The following is a 19476-nucleotide window of genomic DNA, read 5'->3' as shown; positions in this document are numbered from 1 at the left end:
AGGCCGGCCTGCACAAGGAGATTTATCATGAGAAGTCAGCGTACGCGCTGGGCAGTTGGCGGTATCGCACTGCTGTCGCTCAGCCTGACGGCCTGTGGTGGCAGCGGGTTCGACGACACCGACAAGGCGGACAGTCAGGCGTCGTCCGGGCCCGCCTCGATCAAGGTCCTCATCGCTTCCAGCGGCGATGCCGAGACGAAGGCCGTCACGGACGCCTCCAACGCATGGGCGGCGAAGTCCGGCAACAAGGCGACCGTCACCCAGGCGCAGGACATCGGCCAGCAGCTCGGCCAGGGTTTCGCCTCGAACAACCCGCCGGACGTCTTCTACGTCGACGCCGCCCGCTTCGCCACGTACGCGAGCGCCGGCAGTCTCGAACCGTACGGCGACAGCTTCCCGGGCAAGGACGATTTCTACCCCGCTCTGCGTCAGGCTTTCACGTACGACGGCAAGCTCTACTGCGTCCCCAAGGACTTCTCCACGCTCGGCCTGCAGATCAACACCACGGCGTGGTCGAAGGCGGGCCTGACCGACGCCGACTATCCCACCACTTGGCCGCAGTTGGCGTCCGTGGCGAAGAAGCTGACCACGGGCAAGCAGGTCGGCCTCGCTCTCGGCGACACGCGTGACCGGATCGGTGCCTTCATGGTCGAGGCGGGCGGATGGGTGACGAACAAGGACGCCACCAAGGTCACCGCGGACTCTCCCGAGAACCTCAAGGCTTTGAAGTTCGTCCAGTCGCTGCTCGCTGACGGATCGGCCAAGTACCCCAAGCAGCTCGACTCCGGGTGGCCGGGCGAAGCCTTCGGGAAGCAGAAGGCGGCCATGACGATCGAGGGCAACTGGATCGCCGGCGCCATGAAGAGCGACTACCCGGACGTCAAGTACAAGACGGTCCCGCTGCCCGCCGGCCCTACGGGCAAGAAGGGCACGCTCGCCTTCACCCAGTGCTGGGGCATCGCGGCGAAGAGCAAGCACAAGGCCGCGGCCATCGACTTCGTCAAGGCCATGACTACGAAGGACAACCAGCTGACCTTCGCCAAGGCGATCGGCGTGATGCCCTCACGGCAGTCCGCCCAGGTCGACTACGTCGCCCAGTTCCCGCAGGACAAGGCATTCATCGACGGTGCCGCGTATGCCCAGGCCCCGGTGAACGTCGCGAAGATCGACCAGGTGCTCGCCGACTTCGACACCGGCCTCCAGTCACTGCCGGGCGCCGACCCGGAGGAGATCCTCAAGCGACTCCAGAAGAACGCCCAGGCGGTCGTAGGCCAGTAACCCAGAAGTCCGGACGCGAGTAGCCGGACCCGAGTAGAACGAGAGTGAACCTGCGATGAGTGAACCGAATCCCGGGCCCGCCAAGGGCCCGGGCAGCGGCCGGGCCCCGGCCCGGACGGCAGGCACCGCCACAGCCCCAGCCTCGTCATCCGCACCGCACGGCCTGCGCAAGGCAACCGGGCCGCACGGCGCCAAGACGGCCGGTGGAGGCCGCCGCACCCGCGCCCCCCGCAGCGGCATCCGAGGCCGGGAAGGGCTCGCCGGCTGGCTGTTCGTCTCACCCGTCATCGTCGTGCTCGGGCTCTTCCTGGTCGTGCCCATCGCCATGGCGCTCTGGGTGAGCCTGTCCGACTGGAACGGTCAGGGCAGCCCCTTCTCGTCAGGCGTGCACTTCGCCGGCGCACAGAACTACGAGCAGATCGTCACCAAACCCGGCCTGGCGCAGAGCGACTTCATGACAAGTCTGCGCAACAACGCCTACTACGTCCTGTTCGTGGTCCCGCTGCAGACCGCGCTCGCCCTGGGCCTGGCCCTCCTCGTCAACGGCAGACGACTCAAGGGCAAAGGGTTTTTCCGCACCGCGTACTACTTCCCGTCGGTGACGAGCTCGGTTGCGATCTCGGTCGTCTTCCTGTTCATCTTCTCCTCCAGCGGCGTGGTCAACTCCCTGCTGGCGAAGATCGGAGTCGACGGACCGGCCTGGTTCGCCGACCCCCGCGGCATCATCCATCTCGCCCTCGGCGCCCTCGGAATGAACACCGACGCGCCGCCCTCCGCCCTCGCCGACACCACCGTCGGCGGCCTGTCCCTGTGGGACTGGATCTCCGGCCCCAGTGTGGCCATGTGCGCGATCATCACCCTGGTCGTGTGGACGACGGCGGGCACGTTCATGCTCATGTTCCTCGCCGCGCTCCAGGACATCCCCGTCGAGGTCGAGGAAGCCGCCGAGATCGACGGCACCGGGCGCTGGCAGCGGTTCCGCCACGTCACGCTGCCCATGCTCAAGCCGACCCTTTTCCTCGTCCTGACCCTCGGACTCATCGGCACCTGGCAGGTCTTCGACCAGATCTACGTCATGTCCAAGGGCGCACCGGCGAAGACGACACTCACCCCCGCGTTCCTCTCCTACCAGTCCTCGTTCACCGACAACGAGTGGGGACAGGGCAGCGCCATCGCCTTCATCCTCTTCGCGATCATCGTCGCGATGACGCTGCTGCAGCGGTTCGTCCTGCGCGACAAGGACGAGGCCCGTGCCAGAGCCGCCACCAGGCGCGCGGCAAGAGCGGCACGCTCTGGATCCGGCCCGACCACGGGAACGATCTGATGACGCCGCCTGCCGCAACGGCCCACCGCGCACGGCCCGAAACCGGCGCAACCGCGCCCACCACCGCAGCCGCTTTGGCGGCCACCCTCGACGTCCACAGAGGCACGCGATGAGCACACATCCCAAGCTTGCCGACACAGACACCGCAGAAGGCCCGCACGCGACCCGTGGGAAAGGCAACCGCACACGGCGTGGCGGTCTCACCCGCGCGCTCGGCTACACGGCCCTCGTCGTCGTCGCGATGCTGTACATCTACCCCTTTCTCATCCAGGTTGCGACGAGCTTCAAAACCGATGCGGACGCCACCAACAACCCGCTGTCACTGTGGCCGCAGCACTTCACGACAGCCGCGTTCAGCCGGCTCGCGGAAGCGGACTACCCGCGCTGGTTCGCCAACTCCGTCGTCGTCGCGGTCCTCGTCACCGCGGGCCGCGTCTTCTTCGACTCCCTCGCCGGATACGCGCTGGCCCGGCTGCGCTTCCCCGGCCGGGGCGCGCTGTTCGCCGCCGTCATCGCGGTCATGGCCGTGCCCGGCGTCGTCCTGCTCATCCCGAAGTTCCTCGTCCTCAACCAGATCGGGATCTACGACTCCTACGCGGGCATGATCGCCCCGCTGCTCGCCGACGCCGCCGGCGTGTTCATCATGAAGCAGTTCTTCGAGTCGATCCCCGTCAGCGTCGAGGAAGCGGCCCGTATCGACGGCGCGAGCACCTTCCGGACCTTCTGGTCCATCGTGCTGCCGATGGCCCGGCCCGCGCTCCTCACCCTGACCATCCTGTCGTTCCAGGGGTCATGGAACGAACTGGGCCACTTCATCGTGTCCCGCCAGAGCCCGGAACTGAACACCCTCACCACCGGGGTCGCCTCCCTCGTCTCCGGCCAGCTCGGCTCGGGCAACCAGTACCCGCTCAAACTCGCGGCGACCCTGCTCATGACCATCCCCGTGGCCCTGGTGTTCTTCGCCTTCCAGCGGCACTTCGTCCGCGGCGGCACGTCAGGCGCGACCAAGGGGTAGCCGGGCAGGCACCCGCGGTGATCAACAGTCAGCACGCACGTTTGCGTACTCCGACAGGACCGAGCCCCATGAGCGACCCAACCCTCACGCACGACGCCACAAGCAACGCCGGGAACAAGTCCTGGTGGCGCTCCGCGGTCATCTACCAGGTGTACATACGCAGCTTCGCCGACGGCGACGGCGACGGAACCGGCGACATCGCCGGCCTCCGCTCCCGCCTGCAGTACCTGGCCTACCTCGGCGTCGACGCGATCTGGATCAACCCCTGGTACCCGTCTCCCCTGGCCGACGGCGGTTACGACGTCTCCGACTTCCGCGACATCCACCCCACCTACGGCACCCTCGACCAGGCCCGGCAGCTGATCACTGAGGCCCACGAATTGGGCCTGCGGGTGATCCTGGACATCGTCCCCAACCACACCTCCGACCAGCACCCGTGGTTCCAGGAAGCCTTGGCTGCAGCGCCCGGCTCTCCGGAAAGGGAGCGGTTCATGTTCCGCGAGGGGAGGGGTGAGGACGACAGCGAGCCGCCCAACGACTGGCACGCGGCATTCGGCGGCCCCGCCTGGACCCGCACGCCGGACGGCCAGTGGTACCTCCATCTCTTCGCCCCCGAACAGCCCGACCTCAACTGGGACAACGGCGAGGTCCGGGCCGAGTTCGAGTCGGTCCTGCGCTTCTGGTTCGACCTGGGCGTCGACGGCTTTCGTATCGACGTCGCCCACGGCATGGTCAAGGACCCGGCCCTCCCGGACCTCGGCCTGACCGAGTTCTCCGTCATCGCCGGCGAGGACCAGCAGAACCACCCGCATTGGGACCGCGGCGGCGTGCACGACATCTTCCGCACCTGGCGCGCCATCGCCGACAGCTACCCCGACCCCCGCGTCTTCGTCGCCGAGGCCCACGTCCGCCCCGGCCGCTTCGCCGACTACCTTCGCCCCGGCGAACTCCACACCGCCTTCAACTTCGACTTCCTCAAGTGCGCCCTGGAAGCAGACAAGTTGAGGGAGGTGATCGACCGTACGATCACCGATCTGGCGAAGGTCGGCGCCCCCGCCACCTGGGTCCTCTCCAACCACGACGAAACCCGCCACGTCACCCGCTACGGCCGCGCCCACACCGGCGTCACCCCGATGCGAGACCAGGGCCACCCCACCGACCTCGCCCTCGGCACCCGCCGCGCCCGTGCGGCCGCCCTGCTGATGCTGGCCCTGCCCGGAGGCGCGTACATCTACCAGGGCGAGGAACTGGGCCTGTACGAGGTCGAAGACCTCCCCGAGTCCGCCCTCCAGGATCCCACCTGGGAACGCTCCGGCCACACCGTCCGAGGCCGCGACGGCTGCCGCGTCCCCCTCCCCTGGACCGGCGACACCCCGCCCTACGGCTTCAGCACGTCCGTGTCCGCCACGCCCTGGCTGCCCCAGCCCGAAGCCTGGAAGTCGTACACCGCCGAAGCCAACCAGGCCGACCGCACCTCCATGCTCCAGCTCTACCGCTCCGCCCTACGCCTGCGCCGTACCAACCCCGACCTGCGCGGCGAGGAGTTTCGCTGGCTGGACAGCCCGCCCGACACCCTCCTCTTCAAACGCGGCGACAGCCTGCTGTGCGCGATCAACCTCTCCGACCAGCCATTCCCGCTTCCCCGTCCCGGCAGCCCTCTCCTCGCCTCAGGACCGCTGGGCAAGGACCGAATCCTGCCGCCGGACACCACGGTCCTGCTGCATCTGGACTGACCGAAGGCGACGGGATCGCCCCAGCCGACCTTCCCCCGCGCGCCCAGCCGCGCCCCAATACGCCAGGGCCTGTCCGGTGTTCACTCCCCGCCGATCGGACAGGCCCTGGTCCATCTGTAGGAGCCGGGAAGAACCGTCGCGTTGGCCTCATGAGTTCCGTGGACAACGGACAGCTTCAAGACCTGTCCATGACTTCTGCTCCGCGATCCATTCCGGCGGCGGCGCCTCGTCCGGCGGCGGCAGCTGCCGCCGGGCCTCGGCGAGCATCGGCTCGGTTGGGAGAGTCAGTGCCACACCGTCACATCTCCTGGACCGGAGGGAGACAGCGATCCGTTACCGCTGTCGAGGCCGGAGCCGACCCCGCCATCAACCGGGAGCTCACGTAGGCGCTGCTGGCGCAATCAACGAGCCCCTCAGCTTGAACACAAAGACTTGACAGGGAATTGTGCTCGTGCGAGCACTGCACGCGGCTGTCCGGTTCGCCGGCGATGGCATGGGTCGGGTTCCACAGGGACGCCCTGAAGTGGACGGGCCCAGCGGGAGAGCCGACTTACTTCTCCACTTGGCCGACGCTTCACCGGGGATCCTGCCAGCGCTGCCGCACTCAGCTCACCTCCGTCGCCGACGGCTCGGACATGATCATGGTGACGATCTTCAGCCTCACCCGCAGCGCCGAACTAGCTCCGGTCGGGCACAGCTACCGCGAAGCGGCGGCACCCTGGATGACCATCACGCTCGCGCCCGACCCGCAACGCCGCACGTGACGGTCTGCGGCTAGCCTCCACGGATGACTCACGCGCGGATGGGACTGGGGGATCTGATAACCGACCCCCACGACTGTGACCACCACTCATGCCGACATGCCGCCGTGATGTGGTTCGAGCCCTGTGCCGGCCCCGATGACGGCCGCCGCTTCTACGCGTGCGATGGGCACGCGGGGCTGTTCGCCCGGAGCGTGGCTCTGGCGTCGGCCGCAGGCGGAAAGGTCGTCTGAGAGAGGCTTTCCGTGCTCCCCGCCCTACTGTGGAAGGGCAACGATCTCTCCTGGGAGCACAACGAGTGACAGCGTCAATGGAGCGGCTCTGCGACTGGGTCGTCAATAAGGACAAGGTCTGGGTCCACGGCGACCGGATCACCGACGGCCACGTCGCTCTCGACATGCGCCTGACCCCGGGGCTCGACCCTGGCGAGGTCGGCCGGGACGGGCAGTGGGTCCTCCGTAAAGCGCAGCCCTCACGCTGGGTGGCTGAGCAGCACCCCGACCTCTCAGACGTCATTCCGGACCCGGCTGACGGCTCGGACTGGAGCGAGGTCGTCTGGTCGGCCTGGGTGACCCGGGGCCTGCGTATCGGCGCGCTACGGGGCGCAGCGGTGGCTGTGGACCACGGGTGGCTCTCGCGCCTCCAACCCGGCTTCCGGATCGAGGGGGCTCCCGGACAGGGGATCCTGCGGATCGTGACCAAGAAGCCAGAGCCGTCGCTGCTGTCGGGCGGTGCCGTCCACCGAACGGTGGTCGGTGTCGTGATGCCCACGTCGATCGAGGGTTCGGGTGCGGTCCTTGAGGCCATCGTGCAGGACCTGAACCTCTAGGTTTACCGGGTGAGCAAGCGACCTCAGCTTCCAGGTGATCCCTTCGACCTGTACCTGCGCATCTAATACGACGACGAACTCTGGGACACCCCGCAGGCCGACACGCTGGAGCGATGGAGCGTGCCCGTCCTCCACCGCTGGCGCGGGGTCGATGACGTTCTACCGGGCGCACCTCGACCGCGGCCGAAATGCGTACTGGGCTATGGAGCAAGAGTCGGAGGAGCTGTACGAGACCGCTCAGGTCCTCCTCGATCCCGAGACGGGCTCCTTCACCAGCGAAGTCAGCGAGCTGCTTGAGTACGTCGGCTCCGGGCTGCTCGTCGTGGACCGGATGACCTTGGATCCACCATGGCTTGGGCACGGGCGGCCGTATTCGGCTGTGAGGCAAACTCGGCGGATTTGCCAAATACCTCCAGCGCCCACACACCGCGAACAGTGTCGCCTTCGGCGCACTGGAGGACGCGAGCGGCATGGTTAGCCTCGTCTTCTCCCCCCGTGTGGTAACGCTGCCGCCGCATCCTGCTGGAAGCCTCCGTCGTCCTCCTGGACGGGCACGTGGAGCGGTCCGGCGCGGTCAACGTCATCGTCCACCAGGCCGAGGCCATGGCGGTAGCGACGGCATCCCGCCCCCGTCCCCGACGGCGATAGACCCGGGCGGGACTTCTCACGTCAAGGCGAGGCGGCGACCGACCGGGGAGCCATCAGGTCGGCGAACGGGGTGCGCACGTCGGGCGTCGTCAGCGGACTGATGTCGGCGCCGGCGTCCCGCGCGGCCCGGAGGACCGTGACGAGGTCTCCGCTGGCGATGGTTTCCACGGGGCACTGCTCGCACTCTCCGGTCCGGTCATGCCCGTTTGCGGCAGTCGACGCGGCGCGCGCGTGTGCGAAAACCTCGGCCGGGCCGTCGGCGCGGACCGCGTACCAGGATCCCTGCTGCTCCGCGGGCAGGAGCGCCGCGGCGACGCCTGGGTACATCGGAAGGTGGATGCGGTCGTCGTGGACGCGGATCACGAAGACCTGGTCCAGGCTGTCGCAGCTGTCCGGCTCGGGCGCTTCCTGCTCAAGCCAGGCGATGGCCTGCGTGCGACTGCCGGGGCCCCACAGGTACTCCGCCGGAAAGTGCGTGGTGGCGTTCCGGGCGTCGTACTCCATCAGATTGGGATCCTCTCGCTCCCCGGGCCAGAAGACCGCGCGCATGAGTACGAAGGTGAATCCGTCCTCCTCCTCTTGCTCCTGCTGGTCGGCGAGCTGGGCTGCGTGCCCGGCCCTCACGGAGCCGGTGGTGGTGTTCCACCGGATGGCGACCACGTCGCGCGGGATGGGTGCCGGGTAGAGCCGGCCTCCCGGTGTCGCGTGGCCCCACAAATGGTTGATGATCTCCGCGAGGTCGGACAGATCCCTGTATACGTCGACGGGAGTGAGGAGGTGGAACATGCCGTGGGCGGTGACGTTCCGCAGGTTCTTCTTCGCCCTCTCGATCCCGCGGTTTCGCTGGCCACGCAGCAGGCCCTCGCGCCGCGCCCACTTCAGCAGCCCGTCGAGCATTCCGTTGAACGGGGTCCAGGTGTTCGAACTGCCCATCCGGATCTCGGGCTTGCGGAGCCTCTTGTACTGATCGTGGAAGTCTGCGTAGCTGGTGTAGGCGATCTGGCGCTCGCTGCCTGCCTGGTTCCGGGCGGTGATGGTGCCGTGGTGGTGGGCGGCGAACCGGTCCCGCAGCGCCTGCTCCAGCGTCAGCTTGGCGGCGTCCGAGACCAGCGTGAACAGGTCGTAGCACAACAGCCCGTGGGCGTAGCCGGCGCACAGCTGCTCGAACTTCTGGCGGGTCGTCTGTGCCACGTCGTCGGCGAGGACCAGGTTGCTGATCAGGCGCTGCTGATAGTCCGCGGCGTCCTGGGGCCGCATGGGTCCGCCGAGGCCGAACGGCGTGAAATGCAGGACGCGCGGGTCCACGGCCTGGAGCGCGGCGAGGGGGTCGTTGGTCGTCGAGGTCACCGGTGCGGCCCTTCAGATGTGAATGTGGCGAACCTAGAAGGATCGGGCAGGGAAAGGGGACCGCGCAACCCGATTGGTTCGGCTCGCCGACCACGGACGGGAGGGACCGGCCTTGCCGTGGCCGGACGTAGGATCCTTCGACGTGACCGCTATTTCGTTCGATGACCTGATCGACCTGGAGCGCGCTGCCGTCGAGGCGAACGACGCGGTCAAGGACCTGCCCTACAGCGCGGAGTCGTGGAAGCCCTGGTTCGACGCCTCCGCGGAGTTCCAGATGAAGGTGACGGCGTACGCAAAGGCGGAGGGCAAGGACCGGGTCTCGGTCGAGATGGACGTGAAGAAGGCTGTCCGGCACCCGGAGCCGATCGGGGATGCCGCGTAGGCCAGCGCGTTGCAGGGTCCTACGGAGCCAGAGGTCCGCACCGGCGGATGGCGGCCCTAGGCTTCCCCCATGAGTACGGTGCGTGCCCGGGTGTGGCGTTTCACGGTTGAGAAGGGCATGGCTGGCGCTGACGCTGTCCAGGCCGTCGAGATCGGGCAGGGCTCTCTGCCGGTGTCGTTGGCTGCTGTGGTCAACATCAACGCCCTTGCCTGCGACCTGCGCAAGACGGTCGATCAGCGTGTGCGCGATCACGAGATCAGCCTCCTGCTCAGCTATATCGCCGGTAGCCCGGGTACTGGCCCGCTCGGGGTCGACTGCCCCGCCCTCGACTCCAGCTCCCTCCACATCCGGCGTTTCGTCAGCGAGTGCACCGGCCTTGGGGTGATGACCGCTGTCAGCGAGGCCCTTTTCGACTGGGAGCCAGGGGCCAACGGTCTCAGCAGCTTCGACGTCCTGCCCGGGAAACTAGTCGGCACCTACGCGAAGAAGGGTGTGCGGCCGGACCTGTTGTACGACCTTGCCGCCGGTCCGCTCGCCGGAGAGGCGCGGGGCCGCCGCCGCGACCACCAGCAGATGTTCCCTGCCGGCAAAGGCACCCAGCCGCAGAAGACACGCCTGGAAAAGCTCGCGCAGTGGTCCGTCGACCACGACGATCACGCCTACTTCATGAGCTGGGTCTGGCTCGGCACGGGCGGCGTCTACGTCGACATCTTCCTCCCCGACGACTCCCCGGCCACGGCCGGGCTCAGCACTGGGTGGATCGACACGCCGGGCGGCGCAACTCCCTGGCGATTCCGTGTTCCCCGGCCCGATCCCCGCCGACGCCCGAACCTGGAACCGGAGGAACCCCTCCTGAACTGGCCTGATGACATACCCCCATCCAGCGGTGAGGGTCCGGCCGATGGAGCCGGGGCCTACCCCGAGGGGGCGATCAGGCGGGCCGAACCGCTGGTCGAGGCAGCCATGAACCGGTCCTTCGGCCGTGAGGACACACTCGGCACGTTCTCCGGCGTTGAGGTCCGCGGCCGGTGGATCCGCGGCGATGCTGTCGGCCCGGCACGCCAAGAGGTGCTGCTCGGCGTCCTGGGAGAGCGCCTGCCCCTGGACCACAGGGCCCAGCGCCGCCGGCTGGACTCTCCAACGGCTGATCGGCTCGACGTGTTCCTCGAAGGCCGCCTCCTCACCATCGTGCATCCGGTCGACAGCCCGCGGCCGAGCTGGGACCGGATCCAATCAGAGTTGCTGGAGTAGACAGGCCGCAGGTCCGGCCCGACGACGGGAGGCTCGCGGAGGCGGTCAAACGCCCATAACGCGGTCAGGGCCGTCCGCGGCCAGGAGACCTGGATTTAGTGGGCCCGCCGCACGAGTGTCGCCCTCCGTCACTCCAGCGAGGGCAGCGTCGACGCTGCTGCGGCCGGGCAGGAGCTTCTCCGCGCACGCGACGAAGCGCTGGTCGGGGCAGGGACAGCCTGGCAGGCCCGGATCCAGGTCATGAACCTCCATCAGACCAAGGGCCGGGAAGCCGACACTACGATCTTGCTCCTCGGAAGCAACGAGTTCCAGGGCTCCGAAGGAGAGCCGTACCCGACCGGCTCCGAGCTGCTGTACGTCGTCTTGACCCGTGCCAGGAACGGACACACCGCGTTGTTCCCCACATGGTCCACGGTCTCTGGGAACCACTTGTTGCGGCTCTGCGATTGAGGCGGCCGACGCGCACTGGTGACTCGGGTGAAAGGGACCAGAGAACGGCGCTCACTCAAAGCAGGAGGGGGGAGCGCCATCGCACGTCACGACCGGTCAGCCCCATTAGGTCCAACGGAGGCAACTCGGTGACGAGTGAGGTGTCAACGCAGGCGGTAGCCGAGGAGGGCGAGGCCGGCGGCTGCCGCGCGGCGTTGGTAGGCGCGCAGTCCGGGGGCGCCGGGGGGCGAGGGCCTGCGGGCATTGCGGTGCCAGTGGCCGGTGAGCGCAGCGAGGAACGCCGTGGTGGTGTCGGGACTGCTGGCGGTGGCGGGGTGGTCACGGAGCAGACGGGCGATGTCTGCGGGCGCGTGTCCGGCGAGGACGAGCTGCGGCGCGAGGGAAGCCGCATCGATACAGGCCGGGCCGGTGGTGGCGTGCGCCCAGTCCACGAAGGTCACACCCCGGTCGTGGTCGCGGACCATGTTGTCGGCCCGCAGGTCGCCGTGGACGATGCGGGTGCCGCAGGCCAGGGCGGGCCAGGTCGCTTCCAGTTCGGCGAGCTGCGGCAGGTGGACGCGGGCGGCGGGGGCGAGATCGTCCGGCGGATCAGCGGCGAGCTCGTCCCAGCCGTGCAGGGACGCCGTGGAGGGTACGGCGCTCACCGCCGCGGTGTACGGCGCGGGAGCGGGGCTGGAGGTGAGCTTGGCCAGCAGGTCCCAGGTCTGTTTGGCGTCGCCGGAGGCCGCAGAGAGGTCCGGGTGGGGTCCGTCGAGGTGGGCGATGACGACGGCGGTCCAGTCGGCGGCGCGGTGGATGCCCAGCAGGTCCGGGGCCGGAGCGCTAGGCGGCAGAGCGTCGAGGACGGCTGCCTCGTGGAGGTTGGCGGCAGTGAGCGGGTCGTCGTCGGGGGCGGCCTTGACGAAGACCCGTCGGCCGCTGTCCAGGCGGAGGGCGGCGGCGAGCTGGTGGCCGAAGCCGCCGCCCGGGGTGACCGCGTCGGTGACGGGTGCGCCGAGGGCGGTTTCGAGGCGAGCGCGCAGCGGCGGGGGAACGTCAATCCATTGCAGAACGGCCGCTGGTGGGCGGTACAGGCATTAGGCAGTGGGGATGGCGTAGGCGCGTGCGAAGTGGGTGCCGATGACGGATTCGTGGAGGTGTCCGGCGATGGCGCGGTCGCCTTCGACGCCCATGACGACGTGGAGGTGGACAAGGCCGTTGCGGATCTCGCCGGTGCCGGTCATCTCGCCGGGCAGGTCGTACTTGGTGATGTTGTCCTTGAGGGCGTCGCCTTCGGGCATGGTCGAGACGGTGAAGGAGTCGGCGGCCCCGATCAGGGAGACGATCGCCGCGTCGGTGATGCCGGCCTCGGCGGCCTGGCGGCTCAACCCGTCGACTAGCTCACCGGAGAGGACTTCAAAGACGATCATGCGGGACTCCGTCCGATCATGGGGCTCAGCTCCCGCAGCATGACCGAGGAGCACCAGCGGGCGCCAGAGGCGCGGGGGTCGAGGGGCCTCTCTCGCAAAGCGAGTGGCGAGGAAGTCTGCGCGCGATCGAAACCCGAGCCGACCCCTTCAGCTCCCCGGGCTCACATGATCACGAAACAGACGTCAGCAGACTTCGCCGAAGCCCTGCGCGCTGACCTGCGGCGACTAACTTGATTGGCAAGGGTGTTGGTGAGGCCGTCCCGGGGCGAGGAACTGGTGCGCGCCGCGCAGCGTGGTGCGCAACTTGCGCTGTGTCGAGCGGCTGTCGAGGCGGATGTCGAGGGGCCCGGGAAGGGTGCTGCCGGCCCGTAGGCCGGTGGGCAGTCGCGATGCGTCGAGTCCGTCGCGTCGGGCGATGAGCACGCCCAGCTCGTGCCGGCTGAGAGCCTGGTTCCCGCCGAGGTGGTGGACGCCGGTCGTGTCGCCCGACGCGAGTTCGAGGAGCGCTGCGGCCAGATCCCTCGCGTGGACCGGGCATCGGAAGTCGTCTGTGAAGAGGACGCCTTCGCGGGTGCCGGTGGCCAGTGCGTGGACGGTGCGTTCGTGCTCGGACTGGCCGTCGCCGATGATCAGCGAGGTGCGGGCCACGACGGCGTCCGGATGAAGTAGAAGCACCGTTTCCGCGGCGGCCTCCGCCGCCCCGTACGGGGTGATGGGGTCGGGCCTGCAGTGTTCGTCGTAGGGCACGTGGCTCTCGCCGGAGAAGACGGCGTCGCTGGAGACCTGGATCATTCTGCTTCCGGCCTTCGCCGCGGCGATCGCGAGGCGGACGGGTCCCTCGGCTGTGACGGCCCAGTCGGCCCCGCCGCTCGACGCATTGACGATGACGCGAGGGTTCACCTCGGCCACGACCGCTTCCACGCTCCCCGAATCCCGCAGGTCGAGGCTGCGCCAAGTAACCCCCGTCGCACTGCCGGGCCTGGTCGTATAGGTCGCGGCCGTCGGACGCCCCGCCGACACAGCTTGCCGGACCAGCTCGGTGCCCAGGAACCCGGACCCACCCACGATCAGCAGCGTCATGAGGCGACACCCTAGACCGGGTCAGGGCCCAGTGACGGCGAGAATGTGGGCGGAGGCGTCGGTGAGGGCGGCGTGCGGTTCCGCGATGCGGGCCGCGGCGAGGGCCGCTTCATACATGTCAGTGCCCATGAGGTTGGCGCTGGTGTACTTCTCGATGGCCTTGACCGCCACCCAGCCGGGTCCTTCGATTCCGTAGAGGCTGGGATCGGTGAGACCGGCCTCCGTGACCTCCGCACGCAGCTCGGTGGAGGTCTGGAAATAGGCGACGGTGAAGCCGCGCTGGCCGGCGTAGCGGCCCTCGGCCAGGGTGTCACGGACCCCGTCCTGGATCGCGGACTCGGTGATACCGGTGGTCGCGATGTAGTCGAGGAGGGGCGAATACCGGGAGATCGCTGCCGCGGCGATGAGTCCGCCAGGCCGGGCCACGCGGGCCGCCTCCGTCAGCGCGGAGATCCGGTCGGCCTTGTCGTGGAGGTGGTAGAGCGGGCCGAGAAGCAGAACGACGTCGTACGTCCTGTCCGCGGTGGTGAGGCGGCGGGCGTCGCCCAGCTCGGCCGTCACGCCGTCGATGGCGGCTGCCTGGGTGACGTGCTTGGGGACGGGGTCCACGACGTGCACCGTGTAGCCGTCGTCGGCCAACCACCGGGCGTGCGCTCCGGGACCACCGCCGACATCGAGCACGCGGGCCGGTGCCGGTGGGAGGTGGCGGCGCAGTAACTCGCGGGTGCGCGCGAACTCCAGGGTGCCTGTGGCGGTGCTCTGCAGCCGTGCGGCTTCGTCGGACCGGGTGTAGAAGTCGATGATCTCCGGGCGCACGGCGGGGCTGCTCGTCATCGGGATGTCCTCGTCAGGAGGGGCTGTCGGTGCCCGGCAGGGTAGGGGAGACAAGGAAGTGATCACTTTGATTTTCGGAGCCCTGCGACGGTCCGGCCCCCACCGCCGCTGCCACAGTGCCCGGCTCATTGTCCAGCGTCAAGTTCATGCCGTAGATCAATTTTGCTGTGCAGTCCGCTCTGAGAATATGGCGCGGTTTTTCCGCCCCGCGCTGACCGGCGGCGACTAACTTGATTGGCAAGGGCGTTGGTGAGGTCGTCCCCGCTCACCAGCGCCGTGACCTGCGGCGACTGCGTTGGATGGCAAGGAACTCCACGGACTGGGTTCGATGTCTGTAGGATCTCGCGGCTCGGGGTACGGGCCGTCCTTGCTGACCAGCAGCTCTTACGCTTCTCAAGTTGATGGCACAGCCGGTCCGTCTCACGGCCGGGGCATTTCCCCAGGGTGTAGTAGGCCCGCCGGGGCCGGTGGGCGGGAGGTCCAAGTTGGCGAGCTGACGTCACGCCTGCGGGATGGCGCGATCTCCTCTACCCCGAAACCTGGCCCTCTTCGCGAAGTGATCAGACCTTGGTCTTGCGCCACGGCGCGGCGGGGTCCGAGAGCGTGTCGAGGATCAGCTCGCACCAGGTCACGGCAGCATTGACCGTCAGGCGGGCATGACGCACTCCAAGCCCAGACGGTGCGCTCGCCTGACCGTGACCGCTGCCGAAGCCCTGGTTGCGCAGTTCGGCGACGCCGACTGCGATGTTCACAGAGCCCGAAAGGATTCTCTTCACGGCCTTGCTGCCGTCCGGCCCATCAGGAGCCGAGCCAGCGTCGAGCTTCAGCGCCTTCTGGACCGTGCTGATCAGGGCTGGGAGCGCGGCGTTCCGGTCGACCTCGATGTTCAACTCCCCAAGAGCGGTCTTCGCCGTTGCCTCGATGAGCTGCTTGGCCGCGCCGATGGCCCCATGGGGATCGGTGGTCAGGTCCCTCCGAATGCGCTCCAACTCGATCGTGATGCCGGAGGCGTCGCTCAGGGTGCTGAGGTCGCGGACCAGCACTGGCGGGTTGGACCAGGAGATCCTCCCCTCCTTATCGAGAGTGAAGCCGTCCCGCTCCAAGCGGACCCTGATGTCGTCAAGCCACTTCGGAGTTCCCTGATCGTCCGGGTTCCGGTACGCGCGGATGAAGTCCTCGAAGACCAGGAGTACACGTCGAACCTGGTTAGGATCCGACCAGTCCACGCCCTCCGCGTAGAGCATGAATTCAGTCCGCCGCTGGCCTGAGTCCTGGTACTTCAGCTCATCTGGCGGGATTGGCGCGAACCCGTGGTCCTCCCACAGTTCGGCGACAATCCGGACGGTCAGGTCCGTGGCCAGAGAGCGGAAGGCGTTGCGGGTCGCCGGGCTCACCAGCTCCCGCCGTGCGGTGACGGTCATGGTCTGAAGATAGGAGCAGACCCTGACACCGTCACTGTCTTTTCCCAAGGTGACGTCTGATCCATGCCGCGCCTGTCTGACCAACCAGTCTCGGGTTGCGGCTGATCGGCCACTGGGTGGCCGTTGGTCGTGAGATTCGGCCACCGAATCGGAGATCCCACAATGTCGGCGGACAGCAGTTGTCCCTTGTCATCCAATCGAGGCGTTTGACAGCGAACCCAGCCGTCTGCGAGTGAGTCGGGCCTGCTCAAGGTCTGACGGGGGACGGGCTGCGTCCGTCATCAGCACTCCACGCGACGAGTCCTGGCACCATGGATATCAATCTCGACCGCGCCCAGGCTCCAGCCCAGGCGGCGCTTGGGCGTCGGCATCAGACTGACCTGGCGACTGCCTGGCCCGAGCGCGGGGTTCAGGCCGAATTCGATACCTGGTTGAGGATGTCGTCGACGAACCGGGATCGTCCTTCGGTTCGTTCGCCGTAGTACGGGTCGGTGAAGCGGTCACCGGCAATAAGGACGACTTCGTCCTGGGCTCGGGTGACTGCGACATAGAAGTTGTTGCGTTGCTCCTTGAGGGATCTGGTCGTCAGGTTCTGGTTCGCGAAATAGAAGGGCATGAGGCCGTTGACCAGGCCGGGAAGGATTACGACCGAGAATTCCCGTCCCTTGGCGCTGTGGTATGTAGTCAGCACAATGCGGCCGGGTGCTCGTTCGCCGGCAAGTTCCGCCATTGTCAGGCCGTTTGCCGCCGCAGTTCGGAGAGCACGCGGTGCTTGCTGGTCTCGAAGATCGGGAGCGAGGCTGGCTAGCTCGTCGACGCTGAGGTGGGCGAGCAGGCGGTCGAGGAAGGCCGTGGTGTCATCTTCTGGGGCTTCGCGGTCGGGGGCGTCGAGCAGTGTCAGGAGATCCCGGGCGAGGCTGCGCGGTGTTTCCTCCTCCAGGGTGATACCCGCGGCCTGTCGGCGGTGGTGCCATGTGGAAGCTAGTTCTCGGACAGTTTTGGCCTGTTGCGCCGACGTCCCCCGCCGTGCGGGCTTCGACGGCGAATCCGCCGTACCTCCAACCTCACCATCGGAAGCGTGCGGCGGCATGTCCTCAGGACCGGGTACAGGGCCGGCCAGTCGGCGAGCGGTGCAGGCGGAGACGAAGTCGGCGAGAGGTCCGCCGGGGATCTTACGGGTGCGCTCCATGTCGCAGGGCAGGTCGGCGGTTTGGAGGACGTCGATGAGGCGCTTTAGGAGATTCTTGTTGCCCGGATAGAGCACGGCAATATCTTCGGGCAAGGTGCCTGCTGCGATTCGCTGACGAATCACGTCGACGGCGCGTTGCGCGTGGTCGTCGAGATCGCTTGCCTCTTCATCAGTAAATTCTTCGAGGGTGACGGTTCCGGGTGCTTCCTGATCCGGATCGGCGCTGTAGCCGCGGTCTCTGCCCAGCGCGCCGCGACCTGCGGCCACCAGGTTGCTGCCGCTACGGAAGTTCACCAGTAGCTGCATGGTGGTGAAGTCATCTCGCTCGTGGAGTTCTTTGAAGTATCGGATGTCAGCGCCCTGGAAGGCGTACATAGTTTGGTCGGGGTCGCCGACGGCAGTCACCTGGACCCCGGCCATGAGGAGTTCGATGACCACGGAGTGCAGCACGGGACTGAGGTCTTGGTATTCGTCGACGACGAGGTGGGGGAATCGGGCTGAGAGCATTTCGCGGGCGGGCTCGCTGGCCCGGAGTACAGCCAGCGCTCGGCCTGGCATGGCGTCGAAGTCCCAGCAGCCGCGGTCGATCAGAGACTGCTCGTAGAGGCGGACGGCATTCACGTATTGGTGCTGGTAGCCCTGCAGGTTGTGTCCGGCGGCCATGAGACGCCGGATCTTGGCTAGCAGAGCTTCTGGCTTGTCCTTCACCGGCAGGCCAGCCGTGTACGTGGCCTGGGCCCAGAGTTTGTTTGCTTCGGTGTCGCTGAGGACGGGCAGGTCGTCGGCGTACGGCACGGTAGTGAATCGTGCGTACGGCCGCAGGATGTGGTGTAGGCAGAAGGCGTGCACGGTGCGGCTGGCCAGCCGTCGGCCGGGGCGCATGCCCAGGACTCGCAGCCGGGTGGTGACTTCGGCGGCGGCCGCATCGGTGTAGGTGATCGCGGCGATCCCGCGGTGAGGGCTGGTGGTCGCCAGAAGTTGGCCGACGCGGGCCACGAGGGTGCGTGTCTTTCCCGCTCCCGGGCCAGCCACGAGAACCAGGTTGCCTTGATGATGTACAGCCTGGCGTTGTCGCGGATGCAGGTCGGCGATCTCCTGGGCCAAGGCCGGAGGCAGCCGGAGCAATGCCGGGTCCGGCGTCAGCTGCACGGTGTGTTCCAGCGGCGGGGTGGAGGCGTCTGCCGCAGGCTCACGGACAGGCGGGGCAGAGGTCATCTACCCGTCCCCTGTTCGCCGGGAGATGATCCACTCGTCTCTTCGAGGGCGGGGACCAAAGGCAGATTCTCGTAGCGGCGGCGCAGATAGTCCAGGAGCGCCAACAGCGGTCCGCAGCCAGGCAAACCCAGCAGGTCTGTCTGGCTCACGGGTTGTTCGGCGGAGACGCTGAGCAATTCCCGGATCCGAGTGGGTAGATCGAGTTGCTCGACGTGGGCTGCAAGCCGCTGGGCGAAGCGGCCCTTGCTGACAGGATCGCGCTCGACACGGGAGACGATGGCGTCGCGCTGGATGGCGGTAGAAGGCCCAGCAGAGACCTGATCCACGGCCTTGGCGAAGTTCTCGCGGCGTATCCGCCCGTTAGCGAGTTCGTTGAAGGCGGCTTTCATCTCCTTGCCCAGCAGCGGTGCAAGGTCGGTCTCCAGGGTGTCCGGGCCGACGAAGATGCCGAAGCCCGCGGCAGTGGTGACAAGATCTCTGCGCCCCGTCCGCGAACCTCCGGTGTCCGGAAGGTTCTGTTCCTGCAGAACGCCCAACGCTTCCTCGTACGTATCGGCCGTTGCTGCATCGGCGAGGACTGTCAACAGGCCGAGGGCACGCTTCAGGCCCAGTTCGCGCCGGTACTTCTCCTTGTCGTCGGTGTCGACGGCGTCGCCGTCGGTCAGGACACTGAAGGGGCGGTTGAAACCGGAGGGGCCCAGAAGTTTCGCGTAGGGAGCAAAATCCGTTCCGTCGATGCTGGCGACGACGATGCCGTGGGCATCAAGGTTGAACCCGGCGGATCGGGCGAGCGCGGGCAAGACGTAAGTCTCAGCGATCCCTTCAACTAGAACGACGCCTTGCGCGAAGAGCAGTTCTGCCCGGTTGACGTTGAGGTACCGCTGCAGGTCCGCTCGCTCGGGCGCCGTAAGTAGGTTGGGGGACATGACACGCGCCTCGGACCCAGCAGCGCCATTCAGCAAGAGCACCAGGCTGGGCAGCGGGGTTACGGCGGCGATATGAGGGCTGTGGGTAGTCAGCAGCAGGCGGTTGGGCTGGGCGAGTAGGTGGGCGAACAGGTGCCGCTGCAAGGTGGGGTGGAGATGGGCTTCTGGTTCCTCGACCGCCAGCAGGGTGTCCTCGCCATGTACGGCGCCCCGGCGCAGGCCCAGCCACTCCAGCAGGAGCCCCAGGTAAAGCACGTTGGCGGTGCCCGTTGAGGTCCGATCAACGCCCCTATTGATCCGAAACTCAAAGGGTTCTATTCGAGGATGTAGCGGACGTGCGGGCCGCCGAAGTAGCCCCGGACGATGTGTGGCTGGCGTTGGCGT

General features: G+C 67.6%; 16 protein-coding genes. 8 read left to right on the top strand and 8 right to left on the bottom strand.

What is annotated here, in order from left to right; translation table 11 throughout:
- Positions 1–27 precede the first annotated feature (27 nt).
- The 6 genes from HDC93_RS36530 to HDC93_RS36505 all read left to right on the top strand — a co-directional run bounded on the left by HDC93_RS36530 (position 28) and on the right by HDC93_RS36505 (position 6940).
- A complete protein-coding gene (locus tag HDC93_RS36530) occupies positions 28–1278 on the top strand; it encodes an extracellular solute-binding protein (protein ID WP_185015079.1) in 1251 nt (416 codons plus the stop codon).
- 55 nt (positions 1279–1333) lie between these two features.
- Positions 1334–2602, top strand: a complete 1269-nt coding sequence (locus tag HDC93_RS36525; RefSeq protein ID WP_185015078.1) for a carbohydrate ABC transporter permease — start codon at positions 1334–1336, stop codon at positions 2600–2602.
- Positions 2603–2711: 109 nt separating this feature from the next.
- Positions 2712–3617, top strand: a complete 906-nt coding sequence (locus HDC93_RS36520) for a carbohydrate ABC transporter permease (RefSeq protein ID WP_185015077.1) — start codon at positions 2712–2714, stop codon at positions 3615–3617.
- Between the two features lie 68 nt (positions 3618–3685).
- The gene (locus HDC93_RS36515; RefSeq protein ID WP_185015076.1) at positions 3686–5350 is read left to right on the top strand and encodes a glycoside hydrolase family 13 protein; all 1665 of its coding nucleotides are present in this window, start codon (positions 3686–3688) and stop codon (positions 5348–5350) included.
- A gap of 443 nt (positions 5351–5793) precedes the next feature.
- Positions 5794–6114: a GFA family protein gene (locus tag HDC93_RS36510; RefSeq protein ID WP_398987773.1), complete on the top strand. Its 321-nt coding sequence runs from the start codon at positions 5794–5796 to the stop codon at positions 6112–6114.
- Between the two features lie 307 nt (positions 6115–6421).
- On the top strand, positions 6422–6940 hold the full coding sequence (locus tag HDC93_RS36505) for a hypothetical protein (protein WP_185015074.1): 519 nt from the start codon (positions 6422–6424) through the stop codon (positions 6938–6940).
- Between the two features lie 669 nt (positions 6941–7609).
- Here HDC93_RS36505 and HDC93_RS36500 read toward each other — a convergent pair.
- The gene (locus HDC93_RS36500; RefSeq protein ID WP_185015073.1) at positions 7610–8935 is read right to left on the bottom strand and encodes a hypothetical protein; all 1326 of its coding nucleotides are present in this window, start codon (positions 8933–8935) and stop codon (positions 7610–7612) included.
- 142 nt (positions 8936–9077) lie between these two features.
- Here HDC93_RS36500 and HDC93_RS36495 point away from each other — a divergent pair, with 142 nt between their 5' ends.
- Positions 9078–9317 (top strand): hypothetical protein, encoded by a 240-nt coding sequence (locus HDC93_RS36495; RefSeq protein WP_185015072.1) that lies wholly within the window; start codon positions 9078–9080, stop codon positions 9315–9317.
- A 69-nt stretch (positions 9318–9386) separates the two neighbouring features.
- Positions 9387–10568 (top strand): hypothetical protein, encoded by a 1182-nt coding sequence (locus HDC93_RS36490; RefSeq protein ID WP_221517568.1) that lies wholly within the window; start codon positions 9387–9389, stop codon positions 10566–10568.
- Between the two features lie 593 nt (positions 10569–11161).
- On the opposite strand, the gene HDC93_RS36485 is transcribed toward HDC93_RS36490, so the two are convergent.
- The 7 genes from HDC93_RS36485 to HDC93_RS36455 all read right to left on the bottom strand — a co-directional run.
- Entirely contained in the window at positions 11162–11944 is a 783-nt protein-coding gene (locus tag HDC93_RS36485) for a phosphotransferase family protein (protein WP_260419984.1), read from the bottom strand.
- Between the two features lie 150 nt (positions 11945–12094).
- The gene (locus HDC93_RS36480; protein WP_185015071.1) at positions 12095–12427 is read right to left on the bottom strand and encodes a PCC domain-containing protein; all 333 of its coding nucleotides are present in this window, start codon (positions 12425–12427) and stop codon (positions 12095–12097) included.
- Positions 12428–12652: 225 nt separating this feature from the next.
- Positions 12653–13507, bottom strand: coding sequence for a sugar nucleotide-binding protein (locus HDC93_RS36475; protein WP_185015070.1), 855 nt, complete (start codon positions 13505–13507; stop codon positions 12653–12655).
- 21 nt (positions 13508–13528) lie between these two features.
- Positions 13529–14341, bottom strand: a complete 813-nt coding sequence (locus HDC93_RS36470) for a bifunctional 2-polyprenyl-6-hydroxyphenol methylase/3-demethylubiquinol 3-O-methyltransferase UbiG (protein ID WP_185015069.1) — start codon at positions 14339–14341, stop codon at positions 13529–13531.
- A gap of 560 nt (positions 14342–14901) precedes the next feature.
- A complete protein-coding gene (locus HDC93_RS36465; RefSeq protein WP_185015068.1) occupies positions 14902–15762 on the bottom strand; it encodes an abortive infection family protein in 861 nt (286 codons plus the stop codon).
- Between the two features lie 409 nt (positions 15763–16171).
- On the bottom strand, positions 16172–18166 hold the full coding sequence (locus tag HDC93_RS36460; protein ID WP_185015067.1) for an ATP-dependent helicase: 1995 nt from the start codon (positions 18164–18166) through the stop codon (positions 16172–16174).
- The coding region (locus HDC93_RS36455) for an ATP-dependent endonuclease (protein ID WP_221517567.1) at positions 18163–19476 on the bottom strand (1314 nt) is incomplete at its 5' end. The genes HDC93_RS36460 and HDC93_RS36455, both read right to left, overlap by 4 nt.

Source organism: Streptomyces sp. AK010 (genome assembly GCF_014207295.1).
GTDB lineage: Bacteria > Actinomycetota > Actinomycetes > Streptomycetales > Streptomycetaceae > Streptomyces > Streptomyces massasporeus.
The sequence above is the reverse complement of the archived record's forward strand: the minus strand, read 5'-3'. Positions and strand labels throughout refer to the sequence as shown.

Coding starts and splice junctions, on each gene's coding strand:
- HDC93_RS36490 (WP_221517568.1), top strand. CDS start 9,387: ATGAGTACGGTGCGTGCCCGGGTGTGGCGTTTCACGGTTGAGAAGGGC.
- HDC93_RS36515 (WP_185015076.1), top strand. CDS start 3,686: ATGAGCGACCCAACCCTCACGCACGACGCCACAAGCAACGCCGGGAAC.
- HDC93_RS36520 (WP_185015077.1), top strand. CDS start 2,712: ATGAGCACACATCCCAAGCTTGCCGACACAGACACCGCAGAAGGCCCG.
- HDC93_RS36505 (WP_185015074.1), top strand. CDS start 6,422: ATGGAGCGGCTCTGCGACTGGGTCGTCAATAAGGACAAGGTCTGGGTC.
- HDC93_RS36480 (WP_185015071.1), bottom strand. CDS start 12,427: ATGATCGTCTTTGAAGTCCTCTCCGGTGAGCTAGTCGACGGGTTGAGC.
- HDC93_RS36530 (WP_185015079.1), top strand. CDS start 28: ATGAGAAGTCAGCGTACGCGCTGGGCAGTTGGCGGTATCGCACTGCTG.
- HDC93_RS36465 (WP_185015068.1), bottom strand. CDS start 15,762: ATGACCGTCACCGCACGGCGGGAGCTGGTGAGCCCGGCGACCCGCAAC.
- HDC93_RS36525 (WP_185015078.1), top strand. CDS start 1,334: ATGAGTGAACCGAATCCCGGGCCCGCCAAGGGCCCGGGCAGCGGCCGG.
- HDC93_RS36470 (WP_185015069.1), bottom strand. CDS start 14,341: ATGACGAGCAGCCCCGCCGTGCGCCCGGAGATCATCGACTTCTACACC.
- HDC93_RS36460 (WP_185015067.1), bottom strand. CDS start 18,166: ATGACCTCTGCCCCGCCTGTCCGTGAGCCTGCGGCAGACGCCTCCACC.
- HDC93_RS36475 (WP_185015070.1), bottom strand. CDS start 13,507: ATGACGCTGCTGATCGTGGGTGGGTCCGGGTTCCTGGGCACCGAGCTG.